The organism is Terriglobales bacterium (assembly GCA_035543055.1).
Classification (GTDB): domain Bacteria; phylum Acidobacteriota; class Terriglobia; order Terriglobales; family Acidobacteriaceae; genus JAIQFD01.
Genome location: DATKKJ010000036.1, coordinates 1 through 16,094, shown reverse-complemented (window position 1 = coordinate 16,094; position 16,094 = coordinate 1). Strand labels below are relative to the sequence as shown.

The 16,094-nt window shown below is 64.0% G+C and carries 12 protein-coding genes; 5 read left to right on the top strand and 7 right to left on the bottom strand.

Annotated elements, in window-relative coordinates; translation table 11 throughout:
• Window positions 1-130 precede the first annotated feature (130 nt).
• Window positions 131-1,036, top strand: a complete 906-nt coding sequence (locus VMS96_02390; protein ID HVP42249.1) for a hypothetical protein — start codon at window positions 131-133, stop codon at window positions 1,034-1,036.
• Window positions 1,037-1,058: 22 nt separating this feature from the next.
• On the opposite strand, the gene VMS96_02385 is transcribed toward VMS96_02390, so the two are convergent.
• From VMS96_02385 to VMS96_02375, 3 genes are all read right to left on the bottom strand, one after another.
• Window positions 1,059-2,249, bottom strand: coding sequence for a hypothetical protein (locus VMS96_02385; protein HVP42248.1), 1,191 nt, complete (start codon window positions 2,247-2,249; stop codon window positions 1,059-1,061).
• A 1-nt stretch (window position 2,250) separates the two neighbouring features.
• Window positions 2,251-3,243 (bottom strand): fumarylacetoacetate hydrolase family protein, encoded by a 993-nt coding sequence (locus VMS96_02380; protein ID HVP42247.1) that lies wholly within the window; start codon window positions 3,241-3,243, stop codon window positions 2,251-2,253.
• A gap of 88 nt (window positions 3,244-3,331) precedes the next feature.
• Window positions 3,332-4,066: a tryptophan 2,3-dioxygenase family protein gene (locus tag VMS96_02375; protein HVP42246.1), complete on the bottom strand. Its 735-nt coding sequence runs from the start codon at window positions 4,064-4,066 to the stop codon at window positions 3,332-3,334.
• Between the two features lie 144 nt (window positions 4,067-4,210).
• Between VMS96_02375 and dinB the strand changes: the two genes are divergently transcribed.
• The 3 genes from dinB (at window position 4,211) to VMS96_02360 (ending at window position 7,755) form a co-directional block, all read left to right on the top strand.
• The gene (dinB, locus tag VMS96_02370) at window positions 4,211-5,449 is read left to right on the top strand and encodes a DNA polymerase IV (protein ID HVP42245.1); all 1,239 of its coding nucleotides are present in this window, start codon (window positions 4,211-4,213) and stop codon (window positions 5,447-5,449) included.
• Between the two features lie 81 nt (window positions 5,450-5,530).
• On the top strand, window positions 5,531-6,871 hold the full coding sequence (locus VMS96_02365; protein HVP42244.1) for an MFS transporter: 1,341 nt from the start codon (window positions 5,531-5,533) through the stop codon (window positions 6,869-6,871).
• A gap of 122 nt (window positions 6,872-6,993) precedes the next feature.
• A complete protein-coding gene (locus VMS96_02360) occupies window positions 6,994-7,755 on the top strand; it encodes a hypothetical protein (protein ID HVP42243.1) in 762 nt (253 codons plus the stop codon).
• Between the two features lie 45 nt (window positions 7,756-7,800).
• On the opposite strand, the gene VMS96_02355 is transcribed toward VMS96_02360, so the two are convergent.
• The 3 genes from VMS96_02355 to VMS96_02345 form a co-directional block, all read right to left on the bottom strand.
• Complete coding sequence (locus VMS96_02355; GenBank protein HVP42242.1) at window positions 7,801-8,064, bottom strand: hypothetical protein; 264 nt, start codon at window positions 8,062-8,064, stop codon at window positions 7,801-7,803.
• Between the two features lie 682 nt (window positions 8,065-8,746).
• On the bottom strand, window positions 8,747-9,724 hold the full coding sequence (locus VMS96_02350) for a CsgG/HfaB family protein (protein ID HVP42241.1): 978 nt from the start codon (window positions 9,722-9,724) through the stop codon (window positions 8,747-8,749).
• Between the two features lie 106 nt (window positions 9,725-9,830).
• Window positions 9,831-10,901, bottom strand: a complete 1,071-nt coding sequence (locus VMS96_02345) for a 6-phosphofructokinase (protein HVP42240.1) — start codon at window positions 10,899-10,901, stop codon at window positions 9,831-9,833.
• Window positions 10,902-11,045: 144 nt separating this feature from the next.
• Between VMS96_02345 and VMS96_02340 the strand changes: the two genes are divergently transcribed.
• Window positions 11,046-13,364, top strand: a complete 2,319-nt coding sequence (locus VMS96_02340; protein ID HVP42239.1) for an AMP-binding protein — start codon at window positions 11,046-11,048, stop codon at window positions 13,362-13,364.
• Between the two features lie 153 nt (window positions 13,365-13,517).
• Here VMS96_02340 and VMS96_02335 read toward each other — a convergent pair whose 3' ends face one another.
• On the bottom strand, window positions 13,518-15,893 hold the full coding sequence (locus tag VMS96_02335; protein HVP42238.1) for a DNA translocase FtsK 4TM domain-containing protein: 2,376 nt from the start codon (window positions 15,891-15,893) through the stop codon (window positions 13,518-13,520).
• Window positions 15,894-16,094 lie beyond the last annotated feature (201 nt).

Genomic DNA, 16,094 nt, shown 5'->3' with positions numbered 1-16,094 from the left:
CACCAGCAACGCGTCGAAGTCCGGTTTTGGCCCGACCGATTCTCGCAGTCGGCACTCAAGTCCTATGGCAGCAGCCGCTTACCGCTTCTGCTTTGGCACACAGAGTGCGGCTGGATTCGCGAGTGCCTCCATGCTTGACTCGCTGCGCCTTTGGATCCTCTGGCAACTGTCCCTGACCGCCTTCCTGGTCGCCCTGATGGTGCTCCTCAAGATGTACGCCGCCACCGCCTTCTTCGCATTCTGGATGAGGGCCTGGATCTTCTTTGGCATGGCGCTCGCCTGCTCCTGGTTCGCGCTCGACCGTAACCTCTCCCGGGAACCCGCGAAGTGGCTTCTGATCTGCATTTCGCTGCTGCTGACCTTCCTGCAGGTCGCCTCTCTTTTCATGGGCGCCCTGTCACTGCGCCTCCGGGGGAGGCCCGGGCCCAAGCTGCGCCAGGTGTATCTGATGGGCGCCATCTGGATGGGCCTGCTGGTCTTCCTCTGTTCCTTCCTGTTGCGTGGTGATGTCCGCCTGAGTTACGCCGTTCGTTCCTTGGCTCGTTCCTCGGCCGAGGGGGCGGCCTACCTCTACGGCGCCTTCATGGTGGCTCGTTACTTGCACTACGAGCGATCGCGGGGAGCCCGCCTGGTCACCTGGTCCTGTGCCGCATTTGCGGTGGTGAAGGCGATCGAAGCGTGGAATGCCGTCCTGATCGGCGGCTGGGAGAGATTCAGCCTGTTCCGCCAGGACCTCTTTCTGCTCGACGGCGCTTGCGAGACCATGATGACCGTCAGCATGGTGCTGATGCTGGTGGAACGCAGCCGCCGTTTCCATCAGCGCCTGGAGCTCTACGAATCCATCCTACCCACCTGCGCCGTCTGCGGCTCGGTCCGCGACGACGCCCGCAAAGGCCGCGGCAAGGGGGGATGGATGCCCCTGGAAGAATTCGTCACCAAGTACTCACCCGCGCGCTTCTCCCATGGCGTGTGTCCGAAATGTCTGGGAGTGCAACTGGAGTACGCCCGCCGCGCCCGCTCCGACATCGCCAGCTGAGCGGTTCTGGTCGAGGAGGGCGCTAGCTTCTCGCCCCGAGACGGCCGACCATCTCTCGAAATTCCTCGTCCGTCACCAGCCCCCGCTTCTCGATGCCGCGCTGCTTTACTGCCGCCAGCAATGCTGGACGCTGCTCCGGCGCGACGTGCAGCCCCAGCTCCTTCGCCTTGATCTCAATGGAATCCAGCCCGCTCTTCTTGCCCAGCACCAGCTCACGCCTCGCCTGCACTAGCTCCGAGGAATAGGGTTCGATGGCTTCGGGGATGTGGAACTGAGTGGCGACGGCGCCGCTCTCGCGCATGAAGAGCGTCTCGCCGACCACCGGCTTCCACGGCTCGAGCTGATATCCGGCCAGCCGGCGCACCGTCTCCGAGACCTCCCGCGCCTTGGCCAGATTCAATTCAACGGGCACGTCGTAGACGCACTGCAGAGCCAGCGCGACCTCCGCGAGGTCGGCATTCCCCGCCCGTTCGCCCATCCCGTTGACCGTCCCCTGGATCCAACTGGCGCCCGCGCGCACTGCTGCCACCGCGCTCGCCGTCGCCATGCCGAAATCATTATGTCCGTGGAAGTGAATGGGCATCTCCGGCCCCACCCACGAGCGCACTTGGCTCACCAGGTGGAACACCGCCTCCGGCCCGCACACCCCGATGGTGTCCACCACCACGATCTCGCTGGCGCCCGCCTCGATCGCCCTGGAGTATGCCTGGCGCAAGAATTCCGGTTCCGCCCGGGTGCTATCGACCGCGAAGAACGCGACACGGATGTCATGTTTCTTCGCGAAGCGGATGGCATTGCCCACCCGCTCCAGCACCTGCTCGCGCCCGATGCCGTAGGCGTTGAGCTTCAGGTCGCTGGTCGGGGCTTCGATGACCGTCGCTTTGACCCCAAGCTTGATCAGCTCCTCGACGTCGGCAGTCACCGCCCGCGCAAAGCCCCACACCTCAGCTTTCAGCCCGGCTTGCGAGACCAGGCGAATGGCTTCCGCGTCGTCGGCCGAGACTCGCGGGAACCCGGCCTCGATGCGGCCGACCCCCAGCTCATCCAGCTTGCGGGCGATCTCCAGCTTCTGCTGCGGCGTAAGCACCACACCCACGGTCTGTTCGCCGTCGCGCAGCGTCGTATCGTAGAACCGCACTGGGCCGGTATAGGCGAACTCCGGCCGCACCCCCGGCCTGCGGTTCAGTTCGCTGGTCCAGATCTTGCCCGTCATATCAGGATGTCGCCCTCGCGACCTTGGGCGGAGGCCCGCCGTGTGCCTCCTCCCACGAGATCACCGGGTTGCGCAGCACGCCGATCTTCTCGATCTCGCACTCCATGACGTCGCCCGGCTTCAGGTACCAGGCCTTGGGATCGCCGCTGAACGCCGCTACCCCTGACACCGTTCCAGTCGAGAGCACGTCGCCCGCGCTATAGCCCATCGCCGAATAATGCGCGATGATCTGCGGGATCTTCACCGCCATCTTGGAGGAATGCGAACGCTGGCGCACCTCGCCATTCACCCGCAGTTCCATCGCCAGGTTGTGCGGGTCCGGGATCTCGTCGGCGGTGACGATGTGCGGCCCCAGTGGGCAGAACGTGTCGATACCTTTGCAAAAACTGAAGACACCTGATTTCATCTCCCGGCGCTGGATGTCCCGCGCCGTCACGTCGTTGAAGATGACGTAGCCAGCGATGTAGTCGGGCGCTTCCTGCTCCGTGAAATGTTTGCCGGTTTTTCCGATCACCACCGCCAGCTCCAGCTCGTAATCCACCTCCTGGGTCAGGTGCGATGGATAGACCACCGGCTCGTCCGGCCCCACGATGGCGTCGATGTTCTGGAAGAAGACGATCCACGGCAGCACCGGATGCGAAAAGCCGGCCTTCTGCGCCTCTTCGTGGTGCTCGCGGAAGTTGCCCGCGGTATGGAAGAACTTGCGCGGGATGATGGGCGCCTTGATCGTGACCTCTTTCGCCGGATAGAAGATGCGCTCGCCCACGGGACCCCGTGCCTCCGGCCCTTGCCGGACGGCGTAGTCGAAAGCCTTGCGGGCGTCCTCGACCGCCCCTTCCATGAACAGCTTCCGCATGTTGGGTGGAACGTGCTTCTCCGCCGCCTGCGCTGCGTCCTGCCTCTTCTCCACGTCCCTGAGATAAAAGGCATAGGCGGCGGTCAGGTCCACGATCTCGCCGCCCGGTGCACGCACACCAATCCGTCGTCGTTTCAAGACATCTTCAAAGGTTACGAGCTTCATTCCTCTTCCTTGGTCCGGTCTTGATGACGGCGATCTCGGCGAATCACGGCGATCCCGGCGATCAGCCATGTCCCTGGGTCTCTTTCTCCAGCGCGGCATTCATCTTCGCCGTGATCTCGTTGCGCACGTCCCACAGCGGCTTGTACAGCACTCCGTGCTCCATCCGCTGCTTCAGGATCTCCACCGGCGTTCCCATGGTGCCGACCACCTGCCCGCCGATGATCCGCTGCGCCAGCTTCAGATGCTTGTAGCGGAAGAGCTGCATACGGGAATCGAATTCCAGCAGTTGCTCGGCGAGCTCATGGAGGCCGAAGAACTCGGCGTGACGCCGGTACAGCTCATCCGGGCTCAGCCCGGCCTTCGCCAATTCGGCGAAGAACGCCTCTCCCAGCCGCGGCCCGATGTGCAGCAGGGCCACGAATCCCGGCGAGTCCAGCCCGCTGCCGTGCCCCAGCCCGGCGCGGATCACGTGGTACTCGTAGGGTGTGATGGTCTCCAGGATGTGCAGCATGTCGATGGGGAAGTCGAGCTCCCGGTTCGACCGCCGGATAAGCCGCGACGCATTCCCGTAGTCGCCCTGCTCGACGTACTCCCGCGCCCGTTCCAATTCCCACGCCGCCGCCTTCATCAGCAGCTCCGAGCTTTGGTGCGTGACCTGGAAGGTCAGCTCATCGGGGTGGAGCATCTCCTCCCGCGGTTTCTGCAACGCCAACAGGTCGTCGGTCCTCAGATACCGCTCGTAATCGGACGCCCCCTGGCCAGGCAGGATCGGCTTGGTCTGGTCTTTTTCGTACAATCACACCCCCGCTTTCCCACAGACACGGCCGTTCCCGGCCGCTCCCCGCAAGCCGGACTATGTTACACGAGGGCGGAAGGGCACGCCTTCAACGGCAGGGCGATCCCCCTGTACTCCGCACTCTGTACTCTGTACTTTACAAGGGTGCAGCGCACCATCTTCCACGTGGACATGGACGCCTTCTTCGTCTCGGTCGAAGAGCTCTATGACCCCTCGCTTAAGGGAAAGGCGGTGGTGGTCGGAGGCCGCCCCAACGAGCGTGGCGTGGTCTCGGCGGCCTCCTACGAGGCCCGCAAGTTCGGCGTCCATTCCGCCATGCCTCTGCGCACGGCATACAAGCTTTGTCCCCACGCCATCTTCCTCGACGGTCACCCCGACCGCTATCGGGAACAGTCGGGAAAGGTTTACAAGGTGCTCGGCAACTTCTCTCCGCAGGTGGAGATGGCTTCCATCGACGAAGCCTACCTCGACATGACCGGGACCGAGCGCCTGCACGGCTCCCCGCTGCGGGCCGCGGACGCGCTCCACCAGGCGGTCAAGAGTGAGACCCGCCTCAACTGCTCCATCGGCATCGCCGCTTCGCGGTTGGTGGCCAAGGTATCGTCCGAGCAGGCCAAGCCGAACGGCTTGTTGTGGATCCTCCCCGGCCAGGAAGCCCGTTTCCTGGCGCCGCTTGACGTCCGCAAAATCCCTGGTGTCGGCAAGGTCACCGAGAAGCAGCTGCATGATCTCGGCATCCACCGCGTCGGCGATCTCACCCGCCTTGACGATTCCTTTCTCGAGGAGCGTTTCGGCAAGTGGGGCCTGGCCTTGGCCGGGAAGGCCCGCGGCGAGGATGCCGGCGGCTGGTTCGACTCCGAGGTCGGCGAGGACGTGGGCCCCAAGTCCATCAGCCACGAGCACACCTTCAGCCACGACACCGCCGACCAGGAGCGACTGGAATCCGTCCTCTCTCACCTCTGCGAGCTGGTGGGACGCCGCCTGCGCGAGCACAAGCTCTTCGCCCGCACCGTCCAGCTCAAGCTCCGCCACGCCGACTTCTCCACCATCACCCGCGCCCACACTCTTCCGAGCGCCACTCAGCTCGATACCGAGCTCTTCGAGCACGTCCGGACGCTCTTTCGCGCCAACTGGTCCACCGGGACCCTGGTCCGTCTGCTAGGTGTGCACACCTCCGGGTTCAGCAGCAGCCAGGGCCAACTCGACCTGCTGGACGGCCAGCGCCACGACCGCTGGAAACAGGCTCTCTCCGCCGCCGACCGCCTCCGCGACAAGTTTGGCGACTCTTCCGTCGGCTTGGCCAGCGGCTTGCGCGGCGGCTATCGCGAACGCACCCATGAGAACCCAGCGGGCCTTCCCGGCAAGCGACCGGGGAAGAAGTAGGCTGCATTCTTGCGGGGACACGGTGCATCCAATGTTCGAGGGCGATATCGAGTGAGTCCGACCGCACCGGCTGATCCCGCGATGCAACCTGAGCCGTCCCGCCTGGCCGCCACCTTCCGCGCCCTCGGTCACCGCAATTTCCGGCTGTTTTTCGGCGGGCAGCTCATCTCCCTGGTCGGCACCTGGATGCAGTCGGTGGCCCAGTCCTGGCTGGTTTATCGCCTGACCGGCTCCGCGCTCTTGCTCGGCATGGTGGGATTCGCTAGCCAGTTCCCGGTCTTTGTCTTCGGACCCTTCGGCGGGGCCATCGCCGACCGCCACAATCGCCACCGCGTCGTCATCGCCACCCAGACCGCCGCCATGCTGCTGGCCTTTGCCCTCGCCGCCCTGACCCTGCTCGGCGCCATCAAGGTGTGGCACATCTTCGTACTCTCGGCGCTGCTGGGGGTGGTCAACGCCGTCGATATCCCGGTGCGCCAGGCCTTCGTGGTGGACATGGTGGGCAAGGACGACCTGATGAACGCCATCGCCCTGAACTCTTCCATGGTGAACGGGGCGCGCATCGTGGGGCCGGCGGTGGCCGGCATCTTGGTCGCCGCCATCGGCGAGGGCTGGTGCTTCTTCGCCAACGCTGTCAGTTACATCGCCGTCATCGCCGGACTGCTGCTGATGAATATCCGCCCGCTCATCCGCGCCCGCGGCGCGGATTCCGCCCTGGCCCACATCGTCGAAGGGTTCCAGTACTCCGCCCGCACCGGCCCCATCCGCGCCCTGCTCCTGCTGCTCGGCCTGATGAGCCTGATGGGGATGCCCTATGCCGTGCTCATGCCCATCTTCGCCGACCAGGTCCTGCACGGCGGGGCCCGCGGCCTTGGCATCCTGATGGGCGCCACCGGCGTGGGCGCGATGATCGGCGCCCTGACCCTGGCCAGCCGCCGCGGACTGAAGGGCTTGGGCTCGTGGGTCGCGGCCTCTGCCATCGGTTTTGGCGCCAGCCTGATCCTGTTTGCCTTCTCCCGCAGCTTCTGGCTCTCCGCGGCCCTGCTGCTGCCCACCGGCTTCGCCTTCATGGTGGAGATGGCGTCGTCCAACACCCTCATCCAGGCCATGGTGCCCGACCATCTGCGCGGCCGCGTCATGGCCCTCTATTCAATGATGTTCATGGGCATGGCGCCCTTCGGCGCGCTGCTGGCCGGCGCCCTGGCCCACGGACTCAGCGCCCCCGTCACAGTCGCGTTGGGCGGAGGCGTGTGCATCGCAGGCGGCATCGCCTTCGGACTGCACCTGCCCGCCCTGCGCCCCGAGGTCCGGCAGTTGATCGTCGCCCAGCAGGCCGCCGGCGGCGTCCCCGCCGAAGAGCTCACCGGCACCACTCCCCACGGCGAGATCGCCCGCGAAATGCCCAGCCCGGCGTCGGACTGACCCCCTCCCCCTGGTTTGTTGAAACAAAGGAGTTAGCTCTTGAGATCCAAATGTCGGATTCTCCTGCCGGAACGATTGACACTACATAGCGGAACTGTGCGCGATGGTAGCGGGAGTGTGCTTTGGCCACTGCGCTACTTTACGAATCCAGCCCGCCGGAAAGACTCAACGACGCCAGAAACTACTTCCACAAGTTGATGGAGAGTTGGAATAACCGCTTGTGCCTGAAAGGGCAGGCCAATGTTGAACATTATCGTAGCGGCAGCATGGCCCTTATCTGTGAGTGTGATAGTTCGACAATCCAGCTCCTGATCCAATCTCACCCTTCCCGAAGTGTCCATGAAGTACGCGGTATCTTCCATGACCACGTCGCCTTTCTCGTCCTCAAGGCAGATACCGACAAACCGCATAAGCTGGAGAGTTGGAATGAGGAGTTGGTGTTTGTCCGTAATGTTCAACTCGTTTACGGCCCAGAGGGCGTAATTCCCAGCCTCGTAAGGTTTTATCGTATCGAGAAGAAGCTCCTGAATTCCGGTAGTAATCTGCTTCTTCTTCAGAGCCTCTCTAAGTTTGTTTTCAACGTCCTTCCCCGTGTCGAAAACTGGGAACCGTGTCCACCTGGTTGGCCGCCCACCGCATTCCAAAATGGCCGCGTAGTAGAGAAGATCCAAAGCACTTCTCAGATTGTGCAGGGCGTCTCCAATGACGACCGCTGCGATGTCCAGGCGGAATCCGGAAGTGTCAATGTGAAATCGCAGGTAGTTGGGGCAGCAATGCCCATTCGTTTCGATTTCGACGGAGTAAAAATCAGACGCGACAAATTCCTCAAGCAGGGCATTGATGTCGCGGATGTGTTTTTCGGCCCGTTCAATCTTCAGACGTGAGCCCGCAGAAGAAAGTGAGTCTAGTATTCGCTGCTGCATTGGTGGCTAGGCGTCTATTTCGTCGGTTGTTTTCCCGCGATCCGCGAGTTCAATCAGAGCGTCTAGTTGGTCGCGCTCTTGGTGTCCTGTGCGAGCTTCACGAAATTGATGCTCTAGACCAGCAAAACCAGCAAATGCTTCTCGAGCATCTGCTCCGGACATACGAGAAATCACCATCTTTAATGCCTGTACAGAATCCTCAAGGCAGTTTATCCGGTCGCGTTGTGAGCGGAGAATTTTGACCATCTGGAGAGATATGTCGTCCTTCATTGGAGGGTTCCTCAATGGGCGTACGATGGGAAGCGTGAAGTCTAAACCCAAGCCATCGAATGAGTACACGGCTCTTGGAAGGCGGGCCCACACTATGAGGGGGTGCCCCAGGCAAGCTGGTTTTGCTTGCCTGGGTTAGGAACAAGATTTCTTCATTATTCTCCTTTCGTCTCACTCTACTGCGCATCCCGCCAAGCCCTTATAAGCGAACCACTTAGTCGTCTCATTTATAGCTTTAAGCAATAGCAAGTCCCATCTTACCGCCCTCCGCAAGTCATTGATTCCGCTGTTGTTCGCGTTCTCGACCTCCAGGTCCACAACTTGACGATTTGCTACTCTGTCTGTAGCGGCCTAAAGCCTGCCCTGAGGTGAAGCCGAAGGGCGCCGCCGCTGCTGCGTGCAGCCGCCGTTCTTTGACAACTCGTCGTCCCGAGCCGCTGACTCCTGACTCCTGACTCCTGACTCCCACGGTCGAGACCCTGAGCGGAGCGAAGGGTCAACATATCTGACATATTCTTGCCCCTAACTCCTTTGTTTCGACAGACCAGGGGGGAGGGGGTAGGGGGTGCTGGATATGTCGCACAGCTGGCCTAAGAAATGGCCGGCTGCCGCCGGCCTCTCGTCTTGTGTGGCACGGGCGTGTCGCCCGTGCAGCCCGGCCGACACGGCCGGGCCACAAGCATTACTGGGTCGTGGTCTTGGCCATGTCGCCGACCTTGAAGCCGGAGCCGCTGACGATCTTGGCCTCGGCTGAGTTGTCGTCGGTGGAGGTGACCTGGATGACCCCGATCTTGTCGCTCATGCGGCGCAGCACCTTGCCCGTGGCCGGGTCCTTGATCTCGCGCGTCACCCGCTCGATGGAGAGTTGGTCGCCGGCCTTCAGTCCCGACTTGGCGCCCACGTTGAGCACCACCGTGCCGCGGTCCACGAACGCCACCAGGCCTTCGACGGTGATGGTGCGGGCCGACAGCTTGTCGGCGCCCTGGATGAGAGACGATGCCATCTGTTCGGTGGCGGCCTTCACCGCTTCGCCCAGGATGGTGTTCTGGAAGTCGCTGGAGCCGAAGTCCACGTTGCCGCCGCCCCATCCGCGCCAGCTTCCGCCGCTGCCCAGCATGGAAGTGCTCTCGCGGGCAGACTCGCCCTTGCCGTCGGCGACCACCAGGATCTCCGCGGTATCGATATCCACCGCCCGGGCGTCCACGGTGACGATGGCCTTGGTTTTCTTATGGGAGAAGCCGCCGAGCCCGAAGCCGCCCCAGCCGCCTCCTCCGCCCCCGACCTGGGTCTTCTTGGTGTCGTAGCCGAACTGGGTGATGCTGCCGAAGACCATGGCGTCTACGCCCAGCAGCTTGCCGATCTTGGCGGCGCTGCTGGGATTGGCGCGGTCGCTATTGGAGAAGTTCTGTTCCTGCAGGATCTTGTCCAGGGCGGCGCGCTCGATCACGGAATAAGTGCCGTCCTTGACCAGGTACTTCACCAGCAGGTCGCGGATGCCGCGGCCCACGTCCACATCGGTGCCGAAGATCCCGGCCACCGCCGTGCGCACCGTGCCGTATTCGAAGTCCATGATTGCCAGGCGCTTCTTGCGGGTTTCGGCCGCCTGCGCCAGCAGCGACACGACCAGCACCACGACCCCTACTCTTACCACTCGCTTCATGGGAACTCTCCTCCGGGCTCGGACTCTGCGCGCGACATTGTACCAACGCCATCGCGGTGTGGACAAAAAAAGGCGGGAAACCCGCCGCTGAACATCCGCGAAAACCCTAACTGACCGTGTCTTTCACCAGCTTGTCGTGCAGGCCGAGGGCGACCTCCACCAGCTCCTGGTCCACGTAGCGGGTGCGCAGGATGTCCTCGTTGAGCGGGACGCAAACGATCTGGGTGCCGCGCAGCGCCATCATCATCCCGAACTCGTTGCGATGGATGGCGTCGATGGCCGCCATGCCGTAGCGCGTGGCCAGCACGCGGTCGAAGGCGCTGGGCGAGCCGCCGCGCTGGATATGCCCGAGCACCACGGTGCGGGTCTCGAAGCCGGTGCGCTTCTCGATCTCGCGGGCCAGCACGTTGCCGATGCCGCCCAGCCGCACATGGCCGAACTCGTCCTTGCCGAATTCCGTGACCACGGCCGCGCCATGCGACGGGTCCACGTCGGTGGCCAGCTTCGCTCCCTCGGCCACCACCACGATGCTGAACAGCCGCCCGCGCTCGTAGCGCTTGCGGATGACCGCGGTGACTTCTTCGATATCGAAGGGCCGCTCCGGCACCAGGATGACGTCGGCGCCGCCCGCCAGCCCGCTGTAGATGGCGATCCAGCCGGAGTCGCGTCCCATGACTTCGACCACCATGACGCGGGCATGGGCCTCGGCGGTGGTATGAACGCGGTCGATGGCGGAGGTGGCGACGTTGACCGCGGTGTCGAAGCCGAAGCAGAAGTCGGTGCCGCTCAGGTCGTTGTCAATGGTCTTGGGCACGCCCACGACCTTCAGGCCCAGCTCGCAGAGCTTGGTGGCGATACGCATGGTGTCGTCGCCGCCGATGGCGATCAGGGCGTCGATCTCGTGCTTTTTCAGGTTCTCGGCGCACCGGCCGACCCCGCCCTGGTGTTTGTCGGGATTGGTGCGCGAGGTGCGCAGAATAGTGCCCCCGCGGGGCAGGATGCCGGCCACCTCGTTCAGGCCGAGAGGGACGGTCTTGTCCTCCAGCACGCCACGCCAACCCTCCAGGAAGCCGATGAATTCGTCGCCGTAATGAAAGATGCCCTTGCGGACCGCGGCGCGGATCACCGCGTTCAGGCCCGGGCAGTCGCCGCCGCCCGTCAGAATGCCGATCTTCATACTGCACTCCTATGAATCTGGATGAATGGCCAACTCTACATTATGCGCCCAGGGAGCGGCGCCAACGGTGACTGGCGTCACATTTCCAGCTAGAATCTCAAGCACTAGCGCCACAGGAGCTTCACTCCTGACGGCGGCCATGCGATGACAGAAGCGTTCCAGCCGGCCTCGGATCGATCCGCCGACCCCCGTCCCGACGGACTGGGGAGCCTTTTCTTCATCGCGCTGGGGCAGGCCTTGTCGGTGCTGCCCCACTGGCTGCTGCGTGCCTTCCTTTGGCTCCTGACCCACACCGTGTACCGCCTGCGGGTCACGGGGGGTGACAACGTGCCCGCCAGCGGCGGCGCGCTGCTGGTCTGCAATCATCTTTCGTTCCTCGACGGTATGCTCCTGACCGCCGCCACTCGACGCCAGGTGCGCTTCGTGATGTACAAAGGCATCTACGACCATCCGGTGGTGAACCCGTGGGCGCGCATGACTCGGGCCATCTCCATCTCCTCGGAGCTGCGGCCGCGCGACATGATCCAGGCGCTGCGCAAGGCCCGCCAGGCCGTCCTGGATGGTGACCTGGTCTGCATCTTTGCCGAGGGGCAGATCACGCGCATCGGGCACATGCTGCCGTTCCGCCGCGGCTTCGAGCGCGTAGCCAAAGGCGTGGATGCCCCCATCATCCCGGTCCACCTGGACGGCGCCTGGGGCTCGATCTTCAGCTTCGACCAAGGCCGTTTCCTGTGGAAGATCCCCTGGCAGATCCCCTACGACGTCGGCGTGAGCTTCGGACGTCCCATGCCGCCCGCGTCCAGGTCTTACGAGGTCCGGCAGGCGGTGCAGGAGTTGGCGACCGAGGCCTACCAGCACCGCAAGCAGAAGATGCGTACCCTGCCGCGATCGCTGGTGCGCGGGGCGCGCCGCCATCCCTTCCGCCTGCTGATGGCGGACGCCAGCACGCCGCGGGTCACGTTCATCTCCGCTCTCATCAAGAGCATCTACCTGGCGCGACGGCTGCAGAGAGTCTGGGAAGGGCAGCGCTTCGTCGGCATCCTGCTGCCGCCGACCGTGGGCGGCGCGCTGGTCAACTTCGCCGCCTCGCTGACCGGCAAGATCCCGGTCAACCTGAACTACACGACATCGGAGAGCACCATCACCCGGTGCATGGAACAGGCGGGCGTAAGGACGGTGGTGACCGCGCGCGCGTTCCTGGAGAAAGTCCCGCTGAAGCTGCCGGGCATGGTGCTGCTGGAGGAGGTGGCGGCCAAGCCCAGGCTGCACGAGAAGTTGATGGCGGCGCTGATGGCATGGACCTTCCCCGTGCAGGCCATCGAGAAGGCGCTCGGCGGGCTGACTTTCTCACCCAATCTCGACGATCTGGCTACCGTCATTTTTTCCAGCGGGAGCACCGGCGAGCCCAAAGGCGTGATGCTGACGCACTTCAACATCGTCAGCAACATCGACCAGATGGGGCAGGTGTTCATGCTCAACAAGCACGACCGGGTGATGAGCATCCTTCCTCTGTTCCACGCCTTCGGCTACACCGTCCTGCTGTGGCTGCCGCCGGTGCTGGGTATCGGCAGCATCTACCATCCCAACCCGCTCGACGCCCGAGCGGTCGGCGAGTTGACCGAGAAGTACCGCTGCACGCTGCTGGTGGCGACCCCAACCTTCCTTCAGACCTACATGCGTCGCTGCACCCGGGAGGAGTTCAGCTCGCTGCAATACATGATCGTGGGCGCGGAGAAGCTTCCCACGCGCGTGGCCGACGCTTTCGAGGAGCAATACGGCCTGGCGCCGCTCGAAGGTTACGGCTGCACCGAATGCGCGCCGGTGGTGGCGGTGAACTGCCGCGAGTACCGCGAGCCGGGTTTCCGCCAGGTGGGCACCAAGCGCGGCAAGATCGGGCACCCGCTGCCGGGCATCAGTGTCAAGATCGTGGACCCGGAGACCATGGAGCCGCTGCCGCTGGGCGAGTCCGGCCTGCTGCTGGTGAAGGGGCCGAACGTCATGCTGGGTTACTTCGGGCGGCCGGACAAGACCGCGGAGGTCATCCGCGACGGCTGGTACATCACCGGCGACATCGCTGCGCTCGACGAAGATGGCTTCCTCACCATGTCGGACCGGCTCAGCCGCTTCAGCAAGATGGGCGGGGAGATGGTGCCCCACTTGAAGATCGAGGACATCCTGCACGGGCTCGCCGGCGTGACCGAGCAGACCTTTGCCGTCACCGCTGTCCATGACGAGAGGAAGGGCGAGCGCCTGGCCGTGTTGCACACGCTCGGCGACGAGGAGCTCAAGGTCGTTCTGGATCGCCTCGCCGACGAAGACCTGCCGGCGCTGTGGAAGCCTCGTCCCAACCAGTTCTACCGCGTGGAAGCGCTGCCTTACCTGGGGACGGGGAAGATCGACCTGGGCCGGGTGCGCCAGATCGCGCGGGAGCGCGCCGAGGTCGTCCTGGCCGCCAGCAGCTGAATTTGACCGCAAAGATCGCAGAGAACGCAGAGAAAAGAAAGGCCACGAATTTCACGGATGCTCACGGATAGAAGCGGCTCTGAATCCGTGAAAATCCGTAAACCCGTGGCCTAAATCCTCTCCGCGATCTCGGCGTTCTCGGCGGTTAAGGTTCTAACGTAGCGACTGTTCCACTTCGCTCAGCCAGTCGGGGCGCTTGAGCACTTCGCGCGGCTTGGGGCCATCGGCAGCGCCGACGATGCCCTCCTGTTCCATCAGATCGATGAGGTGGGCGGCGCGGCCGTAGCCGATGCGCAGCCGCCGCTGCAGCAGGGAAGTGGACGCCTTGCCAAACTCCAGCACCAGGCGCACGGCGTCGTCGTAGAGCTCGTCGTTCTCGTCGCCATCTTCCATGCCGGCGCCCGCGGAGCCCGCTTCGGCCTTGCTGTTCTCGTCCTTGGGAGCCTCCAGGAACTTCTGCTCGTACTGCGCGGTGCCTTGCTGGCGCCAGAACTCCACCACGGCGGCGATCTCTTTCTCTGTGACCAGCGGTGCGTGCAGCCGGTGCACCCGGGCGGAACCGGACGGCAGATAGAGCATGTCGCCGCGTCCCAGCAACGACTCGGCGCCGTTGGCGTCCAGGATGGTTCGCGAGTCCACTTTGGTGGCCACGCGGAACGAGATGCGCGCCGGGAAGTTGGCCTTGATGAGGCCGGTGATGACGTCCACCGAGGGCCGCTGCGTGGCCAGCACCAGGTGGATGCCGACGGCGCGCGCCATCTGCGCCAGCCGGGTGATGGACTCCTCGACGTTGTGCCCGTCGAGCATCATCAGGTCGGCCAGCTCGTCGATGATGATGACGATGTAGGGGATGGGCCGGTGCTCGACGTCCTGCGTCTCGAACAGGCTCGGGGTCTCGCCCTCGAAGAGCTTGTTGTACTGGTCGATGTTGCGCACCCCTTTGTCGGCCAGCATCTTCAGCCGCTTCTCCATCTCCCGCACGGCGTTGCGCAACGCCACCGCCGCCACCTTGGGCTCGGTGATGATGGGCGTGAACAGGTGCGGTACGCCTTCGTACACGCCCAGCTCCAGCCGCTTGGGGTCCACCAGGATCAGGCGGACCTGGTCGGGCGTCGACTTGTAGAGCATGGACATGATGAAAGCGTTGATGGCCACGCTCTTGCCCGAGCCGGTCGAGCCGGCGATCAGCAGGTGCGGCATCGAGGCCAAGTCGGCGGTGACGATGCGCCCGTTGATGTCCTTGCCCATGGAGAGCGTCAGCTTCGACTTCGAGCCGGCGAACTCCTGCGCCTCGATGACCTCCCGGAGCCAGATGGTCTCGCGCTCGCGGTTGGGCACCTGAATGCCGACCGTGGACTTGCCGGGCATACGCTCGATGAGGATGCTCTCGGCCCGCAGGCCCAGGCAGAGGTCGTCGCACAGGCTGGTGATGCGCGAATACTTGATGCCGGCCTCGGGCTTGTACTCGTAGGTGGTCACCACCGGGCCGGGATTGATGTGGGTGACGGTGCCGCGCACGTCGAACTCGGCGCACTTCTCGGTGAGCACCTGGGCCAGGTTGCGCAGCTCTTCCTCGTCGATCGAGCGCTGCTCGTCGGGCCGGTGAAGCAGGGAACTGGAAGGCAGCTTGTATCCGCCGGAGACCCGCGGAAGCACCGTCTTGTGCTTGAGGGCGACGTCGGCGCGGGCGCCGATGCCGGGAGCGTCGCCGGCCGTAGCAGGCGGCGGAGGCACGGAAGCCGCCAGAGGCGCGGCGGCCGGCGTCGGCACCGCTTCCTCCATCACCTTCTCGATCCCCGTCTTCTCCCGCTTGTCTTCCACCGGACGCTTGGCGGTGACCAGTTGGGTGGTGACAAGAGGCTTCGCCTTCATCATCCGGCGGCGTTCAAGCTCTTTTTGAGCTTTGAGTTTTGCCCGCAGCATGCGCCAATCCTGGAAACGGTCCCAGGCGGCAAAGGCGAAAGCGAAGCGGGTCTCCACCCACACCCGCATGGCCCCGAAGCTGAACGCGGTGGAGAGATAGAGGGCCACGGCGATGACCGCCAAGCACACGATGTAGGCGCCGGTCAGGTTGAAGTAATGGATAAGGGCATCGCCCACGATCCGCCCCAGCAGGCCCTCGATCGGCACCGCATGCACCCAGCGCCAATGCCAGGGCAGCAGTCCCAGCAGTCCGGGGACGAAGACCAGCAGGGCAAGCGCTCCCAGGCACTTTGCGACCGGCGAGCTCACCGGGCGCGACCGGAACCAGCGCGCGCCGAACAATCCCAGCATCACCGGCAGCAGGAAGATGCCGATGCCGAAGGCCTGCAGCAGCAGGTCGCTGAGCAGCGCGCCGAACAGGCCGATCCAGTTGCGGGCCGGGCTGGAGGCGGGCTGGGGCGCGGCCGTGTTCAAGGAACGGTCGAGCGGCGAGTACGAGACCAGCGCGAGGAAAAGGAGGATCGCGGAGACGAATAGCAAGAACCCGATCAGCTCATTGAGCCGCCGGTTGCTGGTGGGCGTGAACAGCCGTGCGAAGAACTTCATGTTGGCGTATTCGTCCTCAACAAAGACAAAAATGTCTTAGCTTGTTGAGATTCCACGAAGTACGCCAGAGCCACGCTGATTATGGCAGAAAGTTCAAGTAAAACAAGCAGTTTCTGCGTCCGCGGGGTGGAGCAGGCCTTTAGGCCCGCAGGGGATAACTGGGAAACCGCACGGCTTTAGCCGCTGAGGAACATGGGCCGC